Raw genomic sequence first — 12,883 nt, 5'->3', positions numbered from 1 at the left:
GCTTAGAAGGTGACTACAACGTTATCCGCGGCGCCGGGTGTGCCGGCCAGTTCCAGCGCCTCGCCGACCCGGTCGAACGGAATCGTGTGGCTGACGATCAGCGCATATTTCTCCCAGTTGGCGACGAGATCCTTTGTGACTTCGAAGATTTCGCTCGGATAGCCCATGGAGCCGACGATGGTGATCTCGTTGCTCATCACGTTGACGAACTCGACGGGCACCGGCTCCTTGTGCACGCCGACGATGCCGAGGGTGGCGCCCTTCTTGGCGGCCGCCAGCGCGGTGCTGACGACGGCGGCCGCCCCCGCGGCGTCGAGGTAGATGTCGGTGCCGGCCTTGCCGGGGAACATGCTCTCCCCCTTTCCGTGCAGGTCGACGAGACGCTTGTTGACGTCCTCCTCGGCGGAGTTGACGACGGCGTCGGCGCCGATCTGCAGCGCCTTGTCCAGCCGGCTGCCGATCACGTCCACGACGACGACATGTGCGACGCCAACGGATTTGAAGGCCAGCGTCGCACCCAGCCCGATCGGCCCGGCGCCGAAGATCACCACCTTGTCGGTCGGTTTGGGCCGGCACTGGTTGACGCCGTGTCGTGCCACCGCCATCGGTTCGTTGAGCGCGGCGACCTGCCACGGGATGTGTTTCGGGATGACTTCCAAACTTGTTCCGCGAACCGCGTTTTCGATCAACAGGTAGTCGGCCAGCGCGCCGGCCGCTCCCCCGTTGCCGATGATGCCGGCGAGGTCGGCCATCGGGTTGACGACGACGTGGTCCCCGACCGCGATGCCGGTGACGTCGTCGCCGACCTCGACGACTTCGCCGGCGGGTTCGTGCCCCAGCGGTGTGCAGTTCTGCCGCGGCGGAATCCCGCCGATGCTGATGTAGAACGTGTCCGATCCGCAGATGCCGCAGGCACGCATCCGCACCAACACGTCGTCGGCACCAACCTGGGGGTGATCGGCGTCCACTACTTCGACCGTGCCCGGCCCGGTGACCATGACGGCTTTCACGGCGCAGCCTCCAGTTCGATGTCGAAGGTGTCGAGATATTCGGCGAAGACCGGTTGCAGGTCTTCGACGGTGAGCCCGTACTGGTCCAGGCTGTAGGAGTTCAGCGTGAACCGGTCCTGCGGATGCCCGGTCAGCCAATCGCGCATGCGCGCTTCGGTTTCGGGAGTGAACGGATCCCCCGCCCAGTCGTAGAGGCGACGCATCACGTCCATCGGATCACGCATCATCTCGTGGTAGTACATGTGGAAGAACCGCTCGTCGCCGATGCGTTCGCGTGCACGTAACGGACGGTCCACGTGAAAACGCATCTGCCACTTCGCATCTCGGCCCATCGCCGCCAGATCGACGGCTTCGGGCTGGTGCGTCATGCCTTTGGGCAGCTTCCACAGGTTGGCCAGCGACCCGGTCGCCTTGTAGGGGTCGCGGTGCGCCCAGACCAGTCGGGCGTCGGGAAAGACGGTGAGCAGCGCCTCGATGTGTACCGAATGCGACGGCATTTTCAGGCTCCAGGTGCCCGGCGCGGTGGACTGCAGCACCTGCAGATACCGCTTCTGGTACTCGTAGGTGCTGACCATGTCGGCTTCCTCGAACAGCCACTCTGCGTAGCGCGGCGTCGACAGGAACGAGTCCCAGGACAGGCCCTTGAAGTCCTGGTTGTGGATGAACATGTCTTCGGTGGGCCCGTCGGCGTCTTCCCAGTGTGGCAGCGCCACTTTGGCCTGCGTGACCATCTCCAGGATCTTGCGCTGCTCGTCCAGCAGGGCCAGGCAGCGCGGGTCGGTGCGCAGCGCCTCGCTGGGGGCCGGCGGGATCGGGTGCACACACTGCCAGTGCAGCAGCGAGCGCCGGGCCGGGTCCTGGTCGAGCAGGTAGCTGATCACCGTGGTGCCGGTGCGGGGCATGCCGAGCACGATGAGCGGGCGCTCGACGGTCTGGTCGAGCACTTCGGGATGGGTCTGGATGTGATCGTGGATCTGCAGCCGACGTCCCAGCGCGTTGGTGGCGTCGTCCAGGATGCGGTTGCGGCCGAACGGGGTGAACGCCGACGAGGTGTTGAGGTCGTCCAGCATCACCGCCAATCCCGCCCGCCAGGAATCGGATTCGAGCTCGGACAGACCGGTGCGCCGCGCGGCCAGTTTCAGGACGTCGTCGGGGTTGGTGATGTCGTCGAAATCGGTCATGGTTCAGACCGTCAGGTATCCGCCGTCGACGGCGATGGTGCTGCCGGTGATGTAGGACGCGGCGTCGGTACACAGGAAAAGCGCTGCGCCCGCGCAGTCCTGGGGCGTCCCCGTTCGGCCCAGCGGGGTATGGAAGCCGATCTCGACGTCCATCACCTCGGGGATGCTCATCGCGGGGTGCGTCATCCGGGTGTCGATCAGCCCGGGAGCGATGGCATTGACCCGGATCCCGTCGTTCGCCCAGCGGCGGGACAGGTTCATGGTCAGCGAGAGCAGACCCATCTTCGATGACCCATAGCCGGGTACGAACACCGCCGAGCGGAACGCGGACATCGAGACGATGTTGACGACGCTCGCTCCCCCGGCGGCCTGGCTGGCCTTCAGTCGCTCGTAGCAGCGCATCGTCAATCGCATCGGTCCGAACATGTTCTGCGCCACCGAGGCGATGAAGCCGTCCGGGTCGTACTCGTCGCCCGCCGGGTAGGGCCCGCCGGCGTTATTGACCAGGATGTCCAGGGCGCCCAGCGAGTTCACCAGTTCGTCGACCGAGTCGGCATCCTGGATCCGGCATTGCCGGTAACTGAACGCGCTCAGGTCGTCGTCGTAATCTGTTGGAGTGGAGCGTGTTCCGGTAATCGTGACGGCAGCGCCGGCCTTGGCGAAAGCCTCCGCGATGCCGTTGCCGATGCCGCTGGTTCCGCCGGTGACCAGCACGTTGGCACCGGTGAAGTCGAAGCTGAGGGTGTTCATTCGGCGGTCCTTCGGTCGCTGCGCAATTCCTGGATTTCCTTGGTGAGCCAGGCCTTTTCCCAGAAGTTCTCGGTGCCGGCCAGGAGCGCTTCGTGGGCGTCGGCGGCCACCTTCGCCGCGCCCGGGTGTGCCGGGTCAGCTGCCAGCACCAGGTCGGTCAGGTGCAGCGCCTGCACGGGCCGGCTCGCGTCCAGATGAGCCCTGGCGGCATCCACCAGCGCGTCGGCGCCCGCGGCTTCCACCACGTCGGCCGCGACCGAATCCGGTGCTACACCGTAAAGTTCGGTCGTCGAACGGTGCCGGAACCACCCGGTGTACATCTCCCAGATGGCCCGCACATTCCAGGACGTCTTGCCGTAGCCCTCGCCGATGTCGAGGTGCTCCGGGATCCGGACTTCGCGCATGGCCGTGTGCAGGTCAGCGCCGGAGTTCATCAACTCGAGGGTCCGGTCGTGCACGGTCTGCATGGCGTCGCGCATCGCGGTGACTTCCTCGGCAATGCGCTCGGCACCCTCGATCGGCGCGAAGTGACCGGTGATGAGTCGGTTTGGCGCGTAGTCCAGCACCGCGTTGCACGCCTCGATGTAATGGACCGGGTCGCGGTATCGGTCGCCGCGGATGGTCATCAGGTTCGGCACGTGGCCGAACAACGGCCCGAACAGGTTGCCGGTGAACAGGATTCGGTCGGCCGGCAGCCACACTATCAGCGAGTCAGTGGTCTCCCCGCCGGGAGTCCAGGTCAACTCGAACCTGCGTCCACCGACCGTCAGCCGATGGCCGGTGTCGAATGTGGTGGTCGGCTCGGGGAAGGAGAAGTCGATGGTGGCCGGATCGATCGTCTCGAAGTGCTTCAGCATCGCCTGGGTGAACTTGCCGAATGCGAACGAGGTCTTGGGCACCCGATAGCCCATCAGTCGCTCGTTGTCGTCGCGCCAGTACCGGTAGTTGCGGTGCATGACGACGTCGGTGTCCGCGTCGCGCAGCGAATTGACGCCACCCCAGTGATCGGCATGCCCCTGAGTGATGACGATGGCCCGGGTCGGACCGGGGACGTCGCCGAATGCCTTGCGGTGCAATGGGCCTTCGAACACCAATCCGGTGTTGACGATCACCCGCCCGTCGTCGGTGGCGATGGCGTAGGAGTTGGAGACACCCGGTGACATCCACACGTCGTCGCCAAGCGGGGTCGCGGGTGCGCCGGTCGCCGAGGTCAGGTCGGCAGCCCCGGGATGCTCACGATGGATTCCGGCCATGACAGGTGATCCTCTATAGTTCTAGAGTTAATGTCAATAGGCTCGGAAAGGAGAGCGCCGATGGGACTACGTGGTCTGGCCGACCGGGTCGCCGTCGTGGTGGGCGGTGCCACCGGGATCGGCGCGGCCACCGCAGCGCGGCTCGGCGCCGAAGGCTGCCGGGTGGTGGTGGGTGACATTGCCGACGACGCCGCCCGGGAAACCGCCGAGCGCATCGTCGCCGCGGGCGACACCGCGACCCACGTCGCCTTCGACCTGGCCGACACCGACTCCGTCTCCGCGCTGATCGACACTGCCGCAACATCTTTCGGTGGGATCGATCTGTTGTTCAATGTGGGAGCGGACATGTCGACGCTGCGTGCCGACACCGACGTCGTCGACATCGACTTCGGCGTCTGGGACCGGGTGATGGCGGTCAGCCTGCGCGGGTATGTCGCCGCCATGAAATACGCCGTCCCGCGCATGCTGGAACGGGGCGGCGGCGCGATCGTGAACATGTCGTCGGCGGCGGCGTTTCAGGGCGAGCCGGCGCGCCCGGCCTATGCCACCGCCAAGGCCGGTATCGGCGCGCTGACCCGGCACGTCGCGTCCCGGTGGGGCAAGGACGGCATCCGCTGCAACGCCGTCGCACCGGGGTTCACCGCCACCGACGCGATCCGCTCGGTTCCACAGTGGCCGCAACTGGAAGCGGGTGCGCTCAAACGGATTCGCGGACATCGCGTCGGGGACCCCGAGGACATCGCGGCGCTCGTCGCGTTCCTGTTGTCCGAAGAAGGCGAGTGGATCAACGGCCAGGTGATCAACATCGACGGCGGAACGGTGCTGCGCTAGATGGCCGCTCACCCTCCGCGGAAACGCGACGGCGACGAGCGTCGGCGCGAGTTGTGTGACGCCGCAATCCAAGTGCTGGCCGAACAGGGATCGCGCGGCCTCACCCACGGTCAGGTGGACCGCTGCGCGGCGATGCCCGACGGCACCACGTCGTACTACTACCGCACCCGCGCGGCCCTGCTGCGCGGCATCGGCAAGCGCGTGGCGGAGATCGACGTCGCCAACTTGAAGTCGGTGATAGACCGCCCGCCGCAACCGGATTCGCCGTTCGCTCACCTGGCCGAGCTGACTCTGCTGCAAGCCGAAGGACACGGACTGATGCTCAACCGGGCCCGTCAGGAACTTCTTCTGGCGGCCGCGCGCGATCCCGACCTGGCCGCCACGTCGCAGGAATTCGTCGCCCGCATCACCGCTATGGCGCAGCAGGCCATCGCCCACCTGCAACCCGGCACGGATGACCCTGACCTGCTGGCGGCCCAAACCGCCGCCGTCACAACCTTTATCGCGGGGGTGTTCACCCGGCTGGCCGCCGGCGATCGCACCATCGACGAAGCCGACCAATTGGCGCGACTGCTGGAGGCGGTGGCCACCGCGGTATCCGGTGCGCAGCAAACCCCGCGTTCCGGCAAATAACCCTTTTTTAATTGGCGAACTGGATCTAGCGTTAATGCTGCATCTCCACGCTAACCAAAGGATTGGATGGAAATGAAGCGAACGATTTTCAGATCTGTTTCCGCGGGCGTGCTGGCAATTTCGGCGTTGCTGACCACCGGTGTGGGCGTCAGCAGCGCCGGGACGCTGCAGACCGAAGGCAGCTATCCGAGTCGGGAAGCTTGTCAGAATGCGGGCCCGGGCGTGAAAGCAACCACCCCGCCGTTCAATTGGGACGACTACTGGTGTGTTCCGGATCCGCAAACGGTAGGCAATTGGCGATTGGTTCTCAGCGACAACTAGCAACCTCCCCGCAATACCAATAGAAACCCCTACCCGGCCTTGACTCTGTGGCGTAATGGTTGTCGATGCCGAGCACTACGCCGACGATCGTGCGCGAGAATCGAACGATGCGGGCGGTCAAGACCCTCAAGCCGGGGCAAACGCACAACATCGGACCTGTCGCAGGGACCGGTGCACCGCCGATCGGGGACATCAACGCCACCGATCTGGGTGAGATCGTCCAGTTGCCGGACGGGCGACTGGTGGCGGTTTTCGGCGACTCGTTCACCGAAGGCGTCTGTCGCGGACAGCATTACCCCTCGGTGGCCGTCGAGGCGCTCCTCCACCCGAGCACCGGGCAAGTCGGCTACGGCCAAGTCCTGAGCGGGCCCGCGGGCAGCGGCCGCGAGTTGTTCCCGATACCGCCGCAGGCATATAAATCGCATCCGGCCGCGACCTTCACCCTGCCCGCGGGCACGATCACCGCCGGCGCCAAGACCTACCTCAAAGTCGTTGCGACCGACGGGCATCTGCAGCCCACCGGAGGTTCCTGGCTGGTCGAGGTCACCAATGACCCGGGCCGAGGATGGACAGCGATCGACGGGTCCTACCGGGACTGGAAATACGATCAGACGCCGACGCTGGAGGAGCCGTGGCGCCTCACCGGGCGCCGGGCCCCTGCCCCCACACAGGTCAGCGGCTACCTGGGCTCGGACGGCGCGGTACATATCGCGGCCGACGCCTTCGACCGCAGCTGCGGGGTCACCCTGTACCGGGTCGACGATCCCGCCCACGTCGCAGATCCCGGCAGTTGGCGGCCCCTGAAGGCGGACGGCAGCTACGGACGCCGGGGACGTCGTGCCCGCACGCCGATATCACCCTCCGGGCAGCGGTTCGGTGAGCTCTGTTTCCGGGAGATCGACGGCCGCCCGGTGCTGTCGGGGCTGAACCTGGGCGGCGGGGGCGTCGAAATCCGCGTCGGCGCGCCCGGACGCCCCGAAGACATCTTCCGCAGCAAGCCGATCGTGGTCGGCGGGTTTGCGCCCGGACCGGCGCACGTGCCGTATCCCTACGGCGGCTTCATCGTCCCCGATGCCGACGGCAACATGCCGCACCTGGACAGGGTGAGCGTCCTGGTCAGTCAGTGGACCCCGTGGGGTCAGTACAACACCCAGCAGGTGTGGGCGAATCTGACCCCTTCGGTCTGATCTCGGGCCGCCGCGCAGTCCCATCGCGAGCTTCCGACGCGGGCGAATCACAGCAGGGTGATCTGCTCGGCTTCCGGCTTGGCCGGCTCGAGGAGCTCGGGCCCGTTGTTGCGGATGCTGTTCACCAGCTTCGAGACCTCGCGCAGTTCGATGTCGTGCACGTCGGGTGGGCGGGCCAGCAGTTCCTGATCCAGTGGCGCGTCCGGGTTCAGCCACGCATCCCAGTCGGCCTCGCCGAGCATCAGCGGCATCCGGTCGTGGATCTCGGCCAGTTCGCCAACGGCGTCGGTGGTGATGATGGTGCAACTCAACAGCGGTTGCGTTTCTTTGTCGGCTCTCCACACCGACCACAGCCCGGCCGCGAACAACGGCTCGCCGTCGCCGCGATACATGAAGAACGGCGTCTTGCCGGCCTTCTTGCCGGAGCCGGGTTCGGCGTTGACGCGCCATTCGTAGTAGCCGTCCATCGGGACCAGGCAGCGCTTGGACTTCGCGCTGCTTCGAAATGCTGGTGAGGTCGCCACCTTGTCCGCGCGGGCGTTGATCAGCAACGGACCCTTGTTGTCCGGTGCACCGTCGGCGCCGGCCTTGACCCACGGCGGGATCAACCCCCAGCGCATCAGCCGCACCCGGCGGGTGGCCTCGTCGTCGGGCTCGCTGTGACGGGTCACCACCGTCGCGATGGTGGTGGTCGGAGCGACGTTGTAGTTGGGTTCGGCAGCCCGGTCGGTGGTGCCGGTGGCCTCGTCGATGGCCTTGATCTTCTCGGCCAACAGGGCCGGGTCGGTAGTGACTGCGAAACGCCCACACATATCTCCATGTTCGCAGAACACGCAGACAGGCCATGATGGACCGGTGAACGCATGGCAGGCCCCGTCCGCACCGACCCCGGTGCACGCGACCGTGACCGTGCCGGGCTCGAAATCGCAGACCAACCGCACGCTGGTGCTTGCCGCGCTGGGCAGTGGCACCTCCACCATCACCGGCGCGCTCCGCAGCCGCGACACCGATCTGATGATCGGCGCGCTGGTCACGCTGGGGCTCCACGTCGATGGGTCAGGCTCGGACCTGACCGTCAGCGGTCGCATCGCGCCGGGGCCGGATGCGCGGGTGGACTGCGGGTTGGCCGGCACCGTGCTGCGGTTCGTGCCGCCGCTGGCAGCGCTGAGCGACGTCCCGGTCACCTTCGACGGCGACGAGCAGGCCCGCACCCGCCCGATCGCTCCGCTGCTGGACGCGCTGCGCGGCCTCGGTGTGCCGGTCGAAGGAACCGGGCTGCCGTTTCGGGTGCGCGGCGGCGGGTCGGTTGCCGGCGGGACCGTGGCCATCGACGCGTCGGCGTCCTCGCAGTTCGTGTCCGGTCTGCTGCTGTCCGGCGCGTCGTTCACCGATGGTCTGACCGTGCAACACACCGGCGCGTCGCTGCCCTCGGCGCCGCACATCGAGATGACCGTGGCGATGCTGCGCCAGGCCGGCGTCGACGTCGACGACTCGGCGCCCCACCGATGGCACGTGCGGCCCGGCAACGTCGCGGCCCGGCACTGGGAGGTCGAACCGGATCTGACCAATGCGGTCGCCTTCCTGGCCGCGGCCGTGGTCACCGGCGGCGCAGTGCGCATCACCGGGTGGCCGGAAGCGAGCGTGCAACCCGCGCAGCACATACTGGATGTGTTGAATCACACGAATGCCGCTGTGCGACATGGCGATTCGTGCCTGGAGGTGCAGGGCTCGGCCGGTTACGACGGGTTCGACGTCGATTTGGGCGCGGTCGGCGAGCTGACGCCGTCGGTGGCGGCGCTGGCGGCGCTGGCGGCACCGGGGTCAGTGTCGCGGCTGAGCGGCATCGCCCACCTGCGTGGCCACGAGACGGACCGGCTGGCCGCGCTGAGCGCCGAGATCAACCGGCTGGGCGGCGACTGCCGGGAAACCGAGGACGGCCTGGTGATCCGGGCGACGTCGCTGCACGGCGGTCTGTGGCACGCCTACGCCGATCACCGGATGGCGATGGCGGGCGCGATCGTCGGGCTGCGGGTGCCCGGCGTCGAGGTCGACGACATCGCCGCCACCACCAAGACGCTGCCGGAGTTCCCGCAGCTGTGGGCCGAAATGGTCTCCGACACTTGAGACCTGGCGACTACGACGAGTCCGACGTCAAGGTCCGCTCCGGAAAGGGGTCGCGGCCCCGGACCAAGACCCGTCCGCAGCACGCCGACGCCGAGGCCGCCATGGTGGTCAGCGTCGACCGCGGCCGCTGGGGTTGCGTGCTGGACGGGCAACCGGACCGCCGGGTCACCGCCATGCGGGCGCGCGAACTGGGCCGCACCCCGATCGTGGTCGGCGACGACGTGGACATCGTCGGGGACCTGTCCGGGCGCACCGACACGCTGGCCCGCATCGTGCGGCGGGGTCCGCGGCGAACGGTGTTGCGGCGCACCGCAGATGACACCGACCCCACCGAGCGGGTGGTGGTCGCCAACGCCGACCAGTTGCTGATCGTGGTGGCCTTGGCCGACCCGCCGCCACGGACCGGATTGGTGGACCGCGCGCTGATCGCCGCCTACGCCGGCGGGTTGACGCCGATCCTGTGCCTGACCAAGACCGATCTGGCCCCGCCCGGCCCGTTCGCCGAGCAGTTCGTGGATCTGGACCTGACGGTGGTGGCCGCCGGTGTCGACGATCCGCTACTTGCGGTGGCCGATCTGCTCGACGACAAGATCACCGTGTTGCTCGGGCATTCCGGGGTCGGGAAGTCGACGCTGGTGAATCGCCTTGTCCCCGAGGCGGATCGGGCGGTCGGCGAGGTGACCGATATCGGCCGGGGACGGCACACCTCGACGCAGTCGGTCGCTCTTCCGTTGGATCAGGACGGGGCTTGGGTGATCGACACACCGGGCATCCGCTCGTTCGGCTTGGCCCACATCTCGCCCGACGACGTGCTGATGGCCTTCTCGGATCTGGCTGAGGCCGTTGAGGATTGCCCGCGCGGGTGCGGGCACATGGGACCGCCCGCAGATCCGGAATGTGCGCTGGACGGGCTCACCGGTACCGCGGAGCGTCGGGTCGCGGCGGCGCGACGACTGTTGGCCACGCTGCGGGAGGGCTGACGGCGGGCGCGAGCGTGCGCAGACGCGCCGGGCTTCCCGGCATTTTCTGTACCCTCGCGGCTGGATCAGCCCTTCGCCTTGACGACCCGCACGCCCAGTTCCTCAAAAGGCACCAGATGTCCCTCGGCGCAACGTATCTCCACGCCGGCCTCCGCGCCGCACCCGAGATGGGTGAGCCGCAGCCGGTGCCGGCCGGGTAGGTGGCGCTGGCCCCACTGGAACATCGACCACACCACCGGCATGAAATCGATTCCGGCTTCGGTGAGCACATACTCGTCGCGGCTGCGCTGGCCCGGTTCGCGGTAGGGCCGGCGGGCCAGCAGGCCGAGGTCGACCAGTTCGGCCAGCCGTGCCGAGGTCGCGGCCTTGGTGATGCCGACGCGACGGGCGAAGTCGTCGAAACGGGTGGTGCCGTAGTACGCCTCGCGCATGATCAGCATCGCCGATTTGGTGCCGACGACGGCCATCGTTTTCTCGATGGCACACTCCCCGACCGCCGACCATGCATCGCGATCGGCCAGCCCGCCTTGCAGCATTGTCACCTACATCACCTCCCTGTCTGGGTTGCTTTCAGTATACCTAGGTGTTATAGCTGGGTATAGACAGCAATACTCAGCTGTCACGACTCGAGGAGGAGCCATGTCTCGTGAGGCCGTCATCGTCGGCGCAGTGCGCACGCCCGTCGGCAAAGGCAAGCCCAACGGCGCCCTGCACGACGTTCTGCCCGCCGACCTGTTGGCGCACAGCCTGCGCGAGGTGGTCGCCCGCACCGGAATCGACCCGGTGGAGATCGACGATGTCATCGCGGGCGCCGTCACCCAGGTCGGGGACCAGGCCGTCAACATCGCCCGTAATGCGTTGCTGGGAGCGGGATTTCCGGAGTCGGTGCCCGGCACCACCGTCGACCGGCAGTGCGGCAGCAGCCAGCAGGCGATCAGCTTCGCCGCACAGGGCGTGATCGCCGGCGCCTACGACGTGGTGATTGCCGCCGGTGTGGAGTCGATGAGTCGCGTTCCGATGGGGACCTCAGTGCTGCCCGGCAGCAATCCATTCGGCGCGGACATGGCCCGCCGTTATCCGGACGGTCTGGTGCCGCAGGGCATCAGCGCCGAACTGATCGCCGCCAAGTGGGGCTTCTCCCGCGCCCAGCTCGACGAGTTCTCCGCGGCCAGCCATGAGAAGGCCGCCCGCGCCACCAAGGACGGGTTGTTCGACAACGAGCTGATCCCGATCGCGGGCCTGTCCACGGACGAGATCATCCGGCCCGGGACGACGGTGCAGACGCTGGCGGAGCTCAAGCCGGCGTTTTACAGCGAGGCGACGGCCGCGCGCTTCCCCCAGATCAATTGGCATATCACTCCGGGTAACTCGTCGCCGCTGTCCGACGGCAGCGCAGCCGTGCTGATCACCAGCAGCGACTACGCCCGCACCCACGGTCTGCGCCCGCTGGCCCGCATCCACACCGCGACGGCGGTCGGGTCCGACCCGCTCTACATGCTGACCGGCGTCATCCCCGCCACCGAAAAGGTGCTGCAGCGTGCGGGTCTCACGCTGGCCGACATCGACGTGTTCGAGGTCAACGAGGCGTTCGCGCCGGTGGTGCTGGCGTGGGCGCACGACGTGGGCGCCGATCTGGCCAAGACGAACGTCAACGGCGGGGCCATCGCCATCGGACATCCGTTGGGCGCCAGTGGCGCCCGGATCATGACCACGCTGGTCAACGCGCTCGAACAGCGCGGCGGGCGGTATGGCCTGCAGACGATGTGCGAAGGCGGCGGCATGGCCAACGCCACGATCATCGAGCGGCTGTGATCATGTCCGCTTCCCAGATCTTCGTCATCGGTGGCACTGGCGCGCAGGGCATCCCGGTCGTCCGGGCCCTGGTCGCCGACGGGAGGTACTCGGTTCGGGCGCTCAGCCGCGACCCCACCTCGCGGCGCGCGAAAGAACTTCTGGAACTCGGTGCCAGATCGGCGGGACAAGACGGTCTGTTGGAGCGGGTGCAACCGCAGAACCGCACGCCGATACTCAAGATCGGCGAAGACCGGAGAACCGGACGGCTGTGATGGGCAGGGAGATCCGGTTCGACGGTGTGCGGGTGCGGTTCACCAGCACCAAGGATTACGACGCCCTGGTCGCCGCCTTGCTGGCCGACATCGGCACCGCGCCGGTGCCGATCAACGATGTCGCGGTGGCCCGTGGCGACTGGGAATCCTATCGCAAAGAGGTCGAATCACACGTCGGGCCAAGCGGATTCATGCTGTTCGGCCTCGTCGACCACGGTGGCTGGATCGCCAAGGCCGGCATCGAGCGCAAGGCGTTGCGCGTCATCTTGGGCAACCCGCTGATCGCGATCACCATGATCCGCCACGACGTGACCGCGGGCCTGTTCGCACCCGTCGAGCTGCTGATCCTCGACGAGCCCGGGGACCGGAGCAGCCTGACCTATGTGCAGCCGTCGTCGCTCATGGTGATCGACGACAACCCCGAACTGCTCAGCGCCGCCCAAGAACTGGACGCGAAGTTGGCCGCGCTGGCCGCAAAGGTGACGTCAACTTAGACTGCGCCGAGCGTGTAACCACTGCGAAAAATCGGCCAAAATTTCGCAGTAGC

15 protein-coding genes are annotated in these 12,883 nt (G+C 67.3%); 9 read left to right on the top strand and 6 right to left on the bottom strand.

The window, feature by feature from the left end:
- Positions 1-2 precede the first annotated feature (2 nt).
- Genes AC5Y4D_RS09170 through AC5Y4D_RS09155 form a run of 4 tightly spaced genes read right to left on the bottom strand, consistent with a single transcriptional unit; the run spans position 3 to position 4,194 of the window.
- Positions 3-1,010: a zinc-dependent alcohol dehydrogenase gene (locus tag AC5Y4D_RS09170; protein WP_500036980.1), complete on the bottom strand. Its 1,008-nt coding sequence runs from the start codon at positions 1,008-1,010 to the stop codon at positions 3-5.
- Complete coding sequence (locus AC5Y4D_RS09165; protein WP_500036979.1) at positions 1,007-2,191, bottom strand: sulfotransferase family protein; 1,185 nt, start codon at positions 2,189-2,191, stop codon at positions 1,007-1,009. Before AC5Y4D_RS09165 ends, AC5Y4D_RS09170 begins: the two co-directional genes overlap by 4 nt.
- A gap of 3 nt (positions 2,192-2,194) precedes the next feature.
- Positions 2,195-2,941 carry an SDR family NAD(P)-dependent oxidoreductase gene (locus AC5Y4D_RS09160; protein ID WP_500036978.1) on the bottom strand — a complete coding sequence of 249 codons (747 nt, stop codon included), beginning with the start codon at positions 2,939-2,941 and terminating at the stop codon, positions 2,195-2,197.
- On the bottom strand, positions 2,938-4,194 hold the full coding sequence (locus AC5Y4D_RS09155; protein ID WP_500036977.1) for an alkyl sulfatase dimerization domain-containing protein: 1,257 nt from the start codon (positions 4,192-4,194) through the stop codon (positions 2,938-2,940). The genes AC5Y4D_RS09160 and AC5Y4D_RS09155 overlap by 4 nt, the downstream gene beginning before the upstream one ends.
- A 60-nt stretch (positions 4,195-4,254) precedes the next feature.
- Here AC5Y4D_RS09155 and AC5Y4D_RS09150 point away from each other — a divergent pair, with 60 nt between their 5' ends.
- The 4 genes from AC5Y4D_RS09150 to AC5Y4D_RS09135 all read left to right on the top strand — a co-directional run bounded on the left by AC5Y4D_RS09150 (position 4,255) and on the right by AC5Y4D_RS09135 (position 7,166).
- Positions 4,255-5,025: an SDR family NAD(P)-dependent oxidoreductase gene (locus AC5Y4D_RS09150; RefSeq protein ID WP_499941826.1), complete on the top strand. Its 771-nt coding sequence runs from the start codon at positions 4,255-4,257 to the stop codon at positions 5,023-5,025.
- Positions 5,026-5,658, top strand: a complete 633-nt coding sequence (locus AC5Y4D_RS09145; RefSeq protein ID WP_499941824.1) for a TetR/AcrR family transcriptional regulator — start codon at positions 5,026-5,028, stop codon at positions 5,656-5,658.
- Positions 5,659-5,724: 66 nt separating this feature from the next.
- Positions 5,725-5,979 carry a hypothetical protein gene (locus AC5Y4D_RS09140; RefSeq protein WP_499941822.1) on the top strand — a complete coding sequence of 85 codons (255 nt, stop codon included), beginning with the start codon at positions 5,725-5,727 and terminating at the stop codon, positions 5,977-5,979.
- Positions 5,980-6,086: 107 nt separating this feature from the next.
- A complete protein-coding gene (locus tag AC5Y4D_RS09135; protein WP_499941821.1) occupies positions 6,087-7,166 on the top strand; it encodes a DUF4185 domain-containing protein in 1,080 nt (359 codons plus the stop codon).
- Positions 7,167-7,213: 47 nt separating this feature from the next.
- On the opposite strand, the gene AC5Y4D_RS09130 is transcribed toward AC5Y4D_RS09135, so the two are convergent.
- Complete coding sequence (locus AC5Y4D_RS09130; protein WP_500036976.1) at positions 7,214-7,978, bottom strand: SOS response-associated peptidase; 765 nt, start codon at positions 7,976-7,978, stop codon at positions 7,214-7,216.
- A 43-nt stretch (positions 7,979-8,021) separates the two neighbouring features.
- On the opposite strand from AC5Y4D_RS09130, the gene aroA reads away from it, so the two are divergent.
- Together aroA and rsgA are read left to right on the top strand one after the other, a co-directional pair.
- Positions 8,022-9,290 (top strand): 3-phosphoshikimate 1-carboxyvinyltransferase, encoded by a 1,269-nt coding sequence (gene aroA, locus AC5Y4D_RS09125; protein ID WP_500036975.1) that lies wholly within the window; start codon positions 8,022-8,024, stop codon positions 9,288-9,290.
- The gene (gene rsgA / locus AC5Y4D_RS09120; protein ID WP_500036974.1) at positions 9,287-10,270 is read left to right on the top strand and encodes a ribosome small subunit-dependent GTPase A; all 984 of its coding nucleotides are present in this window, start codon (positions 9,287-9,289) and stop codon (positions 10,268-10,270) included. The genes aroA and rsgA overlap by 4 nt, the downstream gene beginning before the upstream one ends.
- A gap of 65 nt (positions 10,271-10,335) precedes the next feature.
- Here the strand turns inward: rsgA and AC5Y4D_RS09115 are convergent, their stop codons facing one another.
- Entirely contained in the window at positions 10,336-10,812 is a 477-nt protein-coding gene (locus tag AC5Y4D_RS09115; protein ID WP_500036973.1) for a winged helix-turn-helix transcriptional regulator, read from the bottom strand.
- 97 nt (positions 10,813-10,909) lie between these two features.
- Here AC5Y4D_RS09115 and AC5Y4D_RS09110 point away from each other — a divergent pair, with 97 nt between their 5' ends.
- From AC5Y4D_RS09110 to AC5Y4D_RS09100, 3 genes are read left to right on the top strand one after another with little or no spacing between them, the layout of a single operon-like run.
- Entirely contained in the window at positions 10,910-12,082 is a 1,173-nt protein-coding gene (locus AC5Y4D_RS09110; RefSeq protein WP_500036972.1) for a thiolase family protein, read from the top strand.
- Positions 12,083-12,084: 2 nt separating this feature from the next.
- Entirely contained in the window at positions 12,085-12,336 is a 252-nt protein-coding gene (locus AC5Y4D_RS09105) for an NmrA family NAD(P)-binding protein (protein ID WP_500036971.1), read from the top strand.
- Positions 12,336-12,830: a DUF302 domain-containing protein gene (locus AC5Y4D_RS09100; RefSeq protein WP_500036970.1), complete on the top strand. Its 495-nt coding sequence runs from the start codon at positions 12,336-12,338 to the stop codon at positions 12,828-12,830. Before AC5Y4D_RS09105 ends, AC5Y4D_RS09100 begins: the two co-directional genes overlap by 1 nt.
- Positions 12,831-12,883: the final 53 nt, after the last annotated feature.

Source organism: Mycobacterium sp. NGS67, from assembly GCF_059812185.1.
Note: the sequence above shows the minus strand (reverse complement) of the source record. Positions and strands in the feature narration are given on the sequence as shown.

Coding starts and splice junctions, on each gene's coding strand:
- AC5Y4D_RS09165 (WP_500036979.1), bottom strand. CDS start 2,191: ATGACCGATTTCGACGACATCACCAACCCCGACGACGTCCTGAAACTG.
- AC5Y4D_RS09145 (WP_499941824.1), top strand. CDS start 5,026: ATGGCCGCTCACCCTCCGCGGAAACGCGACGGCGACGAGCGTCGGCGC.
- AC5Y4D_RS09135 (WP_499941821.1), top strand. CDS start 6,087: ATGCGGGCGGTCAAGACCCTCAAGCCGGGGCAAACGCACAACATCGGA.
- AC5Y4D_RS09140 (WP_499941822.1), top strand. CDS start 5,725: ATGGAAATGAAGCGAACGATTTTCAGATCTGTTTCCGCGGGCGTGCTG.
- AC5Y4D_RS09155 (WP_500036977.1), bottom strand. CDS start 4,194: ATGGCCGGAATCCATCGTGAGCATCCCGGGGCTGCCGACCTGACCTCG.
- AC5Y4D_RS09105 (WP_500036971.1), top strand. CDS start 12,085: ATGTCCGCTTCCCAGATCTTCGTCATCGGTGGCACTGGCGCGCAGGGC.
- AC5Y4D_RS09160 (WP_500036978.1), bottom strand. CDS start 2,941: ATGAACACCCTCAGCTTCGACTTCACCGGTGCCAACGTGCTGGTCACC.
- AC5Y4D_RS09130 (WP_500036976.1), bottom strand. CDS start 7,978: ATGTGTGGGCGTTTCGCAGTCACTACCGACCCGGCCCTGTTGGCCGAG.
- AC5Y4D_RS09100 (WP_500036970.1), top strand. CDS start 12,336: ATGGGCAGGGAGATCCGGTTCGACGGTGTGCGGGTGCGGTTCACCAGC.
- AC5Y4D_RS09150 (WP_499941826.1), top strand. CDS start 4,255: ATGGGACTACGTGGTCTGGCCGACCGGGTCGCCGTCGTGGTGGGCGGT.
- AC5Y4D_RS09110 (WP_500036972.1), top strand. CDS start 10,910: ATGTCTCGTGAGGCCGTCATCGTCGGCGCAGTGCGCACGCCCGTCGGC.